Source organism: Parvibaculum sp., assembly GCF_049671045.1.
Taxonomy (GTDB): Bacteria; Pseudomonadota; Alphaproteobacteria; order Parvibaculales; family Parvibaculaceae; genus Parvibaculum.
On sequence record NZ_JBATUH010000003.1, the window covers coordinates 1 to 3,366 of the forward strand.

Consider the following 3,366-nt stretch of genomic DNA (forward strand, 5'->3'; position numbering starts at 1 on the left):
AGTTCTACGCCGACATCGAGGGCCATCCCGCCTCGCGCAATGTGCGCCTCGCGCTCGAGGAGCTTGAGTTCTTCACGACCGAGCTCAAGATTCTCGGCATCTACAAGTCTCATCCCTACCGCCAGGAGCTTGCCGCCTCCGGCCGCTGACGGCGTGATCGTCCTTGCGCAAATTGTCCGCAGGCGGGATTTGCGAAGGCTGCCGCGCGCGAAAGCGTGCTAGCCTCCGCGGCCATGCGCGTGCCGTTCATGCGCAGGCCAGACAGAGGAATTTCATGAAAAAAGCGATTTCGATGACTGCCGCGGTCTTTCTCCTGCCCGTCGCGGCCATTGCCGCGCCGCCGAAAATGGCGCCGGGTCTCTGGGAGCGCACCATGACGATCGGAGGCACCAGCTTCAGCGACAAGGAGTGTTTCTCGCCCGAGGACGTCAAGCAGTCGGCCGAGCAGATGTTGCGTGCGGAAGGCGAGCAGATGGAGAACTGCAAGGTCAAGGGCAGCTGGCAGGGCAACGTCTATCACTTCACCAGCGAATGCTCGATGCCGGAGGAAGGCGCCACCATCACGATGACCGGCAGCATGGATTTCGTGAGCCCGACCCACATGGTTCAGGCATCGGAGACGAAATCTTCCGTGGGAGGCATGTCGCAGACGATGAGCGCGAAGGTCGATCACAAGCGAATCGGCGACTGCACCGAATAGCAGCCGCCGATCCTGTTCGCTCAGGCCTTTCCTTCCGCGAAGACCTTGGCGAGCTGATGCGCGATCGCGAAGGGCGGTGGTAGCCAGAAGCTTCCATCGCCCTTGCCTTCGATGGCGGCCTTGACCTCCTCGCGCGTGAACCAGCGCCCTCCGGAAAGCTCGACGCCGTCGATCTTGAAATCCTCCGAATCGGCGACCGCATGGCAGCCGATCATCAGCGAGGACGGGTAGGGCCATGGCTGGGTCGAGTGATAGGTGACGGAGGAAACAGAGAGGCCCGCCTCCTCATGGAGTTCGCGCGCCACCGCCTCCTCGATCGATTCGCCCGGCTCGATGAAGCCCGCCAGCGCCGAATGCATCCCTTTCGGCCAGATTTTCTGCCGGCCGAGGAAGCATTTGTCCTGATAGGTGGCGAGCATGATGGCGACCGGGTCGGTGCGTGGGAAATGCTCGGCCTTGCAGTTCGGGCATTGCCGCTTGTAGCCCGCTTCCATCATCTCGCTGCGCGTGCCGCAGACCGAGCAGAAGCCATGGCGCTGATGCCAGTCGATCATGCTCTTCGCCTGCGCGAGAATCGCAAGCTCGGTGGGCGTGATCTCGCCTGCCATGGCGAGCCCGCGCAGTTCCTCGAAGGCGCCGATGCCCTTGAGGGCAGGATGGTTGTCCGGGTCCTTGAGGGCGCTCACATCGGCGGCGAAGAGCGATTTGCCCCGCCGGTTGATGCCGAGAAAGACGATGACGGGATCCGGCCCCGCAAGCTCCTTGAGAAGCGCGATCCGCATCCAGCCGACATCCTTGCCCTGCGAGGGCTTTTCTTCCGGCAGGACGAAGGGCTGGAGCCTGTGAAACGGCACGAAAAGGCTTGCGGGATCGGCGAGCTGGCTTTCGATCCATGCCTTGTCGGCGCGCCGGTAGCTAGCGCGGTCGAGCGGGTTGTTGGCGAAAATGTTGGGGTTCTGGGGGAGGCCCATTCGGGTATTCCTGACGGATTTCTGGAAATTCAAGGTGATTTGGATGGCGTCAGGTTGGCACAGAGGCAGGCCGCGCTCAATGGTCGCGCTGCTCGCCGCGCCGCCGCTGCGGCCGCCTGGCCGGGTGCGGGCTCGCCGGCCTTGCAGGTCCTGGCCGGGAGCCGGCTCACCGGCCTTGCAAGTGGAGTCGATTCCCCTGATATAGTCCCCTCGGGAGGCTGGCGGCGGACGGGTCCCTCGCCAACCCGGTCAGGTCCGGAAGGAAGCAGCCGTAACGAGTTCGGCTCGGGTTGTCCGTCCAGCCTCCCACCTTTCCTTGAAGGACGGTTCATGGACGACAGCGAGGAAAATCCGGCGCCGATCGCCGAGGAGCCGCATCGCCCGGACCCCGCGGATGAGCCGGGACTGGCCCTTCTGGGCGGCGAGGCGCGGCCGCCCGCGCGCGCCCAGGCCGCCGGCTATCAGGTGCTGGCGCGCAAATACCGCCCGACCACGTTCGACGATCTCGTCGGCCAGGAAGCGATGGTCCGCACGCTCTCGAACGCGTTCGAGACGGGCCGCATCGCCCATGCCTTCATGCTCACGGGCGTTCGCGGCGTCGGCAAGACGACGACCGCGCGCATTCTCGCCCGCGCGCTCAACTATGAAAAACCGGGTGTCACCGGCCCCACGATCCATATGGACGGCTTCGGCGTCCATTGCGAAGCGATCATGGAGAGCCGCCATGTCGACGTCCTCGAAATGGACGCCGCCTCGCGCACCGGCATCGACGATATTCGCGAGATCATCGACAGCGTGCGCTATCTGCCCGTCTCCGCGCGCTACAAGGTCTACATCATCGACGAGGTGCATATGCTCTCGAAGGCCGCCTTCAACGGCCTTCTGAAGACGCTCGAGGAGCCCCCGGCGCATGTGAAGTTCATTTTTGCGACGACCGAGATCCGCAAGGTGCCGGTGACGGTGCTTTCGCGCTGCCAGCGTTTCGATCTGCGCCGCCTGAAGGTCGAGGAACTCACCTCGCTTCTCTCGCGCATCGCGGCGAAGGAGCATGTCGAGGTTGAGGACGCGGCGCTGAAGCTCATTTCGCGCGCCGCCGACGGCTCCGCCCGTGACAGCCTCTCGCTTCTCGACCGCGCCATCGCGCATGGCAGCCAGATGGGCGAGACGGTGATCCATGAGGCGGAAGTGCGCGACATGCTCGGTCTTGCCGACCGGGCGCGCATTTTCGATCTCTTCGACTTCGTGATGAAGGGCGACATCGCGGGCGCACTGGGCGAGCTTCGCGCGCAATATGATGTGGGCGCCGATCCCGCCGTCGTGCTCTCCGATCTCGCCGATCTCACCCATTGGCTGACGCGGCTGAAGCTCGTCGCGGGCGCCGCCGACGATCTCGCCATGTCGGAGACGGAGCGCCTGCGCGGGCAGGAGATGGCGGAGAAACTGCCGATCCGCGTGCTCGCCCGCACCTGGCAGATGCTTCTGAAGGGGCTCGTCGAAGTGCAGGGCGCGACGCGGCCCATCGCGGCGGCCGAGATGGTCCTCGTCCGCATCGCCTATGTGGCCGATGGTCCGGGGCCGGAAGAACTCATCGAGCAGTTGAGGAATGGCGGCGCGGCCTCGCGGCCTTCGCAGGGCGGCGGTTCCGCGGCGCCCTCGGGCGGCGGTCCGCGCGCCGAACTCCGCGCGGTCATGGGG

At 65.2% G+C, this 3,366-nt stretch carries 3 protein-coding genes, 1 other RNA gene and 1 pseudogene; 4 read left to right on the forward strand and 1 reads right to left on the reverse strand.

The annotated features are described in order from the left end of the window. Positions 1–149, forward strand: a pseudogene (locus WBG82_RS00240) (prephenate dehydratase); the annotation flags it as partial. 125 nt (positions 150–274) lie between these two features. Then, on the forward strand, positions 275–700 hold the full coding sequence (locus WBG82_RS00245) for a DUF3617 domain-containing protein (RefSeq protein ID WP_424419990.1): 426 nt from the start codon (positions 275–277) through the stop codon (positions 698–700). 20 nt (positions 701–720) lie between these two features. On the opposite strand, the gene nudC is transcribed toward WBG82_RS00245, so the two are convergent. After that, positions 721–1,671 (reverse strand): NAD(+) diphosphatase, encoded by a 951-nt coding sequence (gene nudC / locus WBG82_RS00250; RefSeq protein WP_424419992.1) that lies wholly within the window; start codon positions 1,669–1,671, stop codon positions 721–723. 213 nt (positions 1,672–1,884) lie between these two features. Between nudC and ffs the strand changes: the two genes are divergently transcribed. After that, an RNA gene (gene ffs, locus WBG82_RS00255) (signal recognition particle sRNA small type) lies at positions 1,885–1,981 on the forward strand. 20 nt (positions 1,982–2,001) lie between these two features. After that, on the forward strand, positions 2,002–3,366 hold a 1,365-nt coding region (locus WBG82_RS00260; protein ID WP_424419994.1), incomplete at its 3' end, for a DNA polymerase III subunit gamma/tau.

Coding starts and splice junctions, on each gene's coding strand:
- WBG82_RS00245 (WP_424419990.1), top strand. CDS start 275: ATGAAAAAAGCGATTTCGATGACTGCCGCGGTCTTTCTCCTGCCCGTC.
- nudC (WP_424419992.1), bottom strand. CDS start 1,671: ATGGGCCTCCCCCAGAACCCCAACATTTTCGCCAACAACCCGCTCGAC.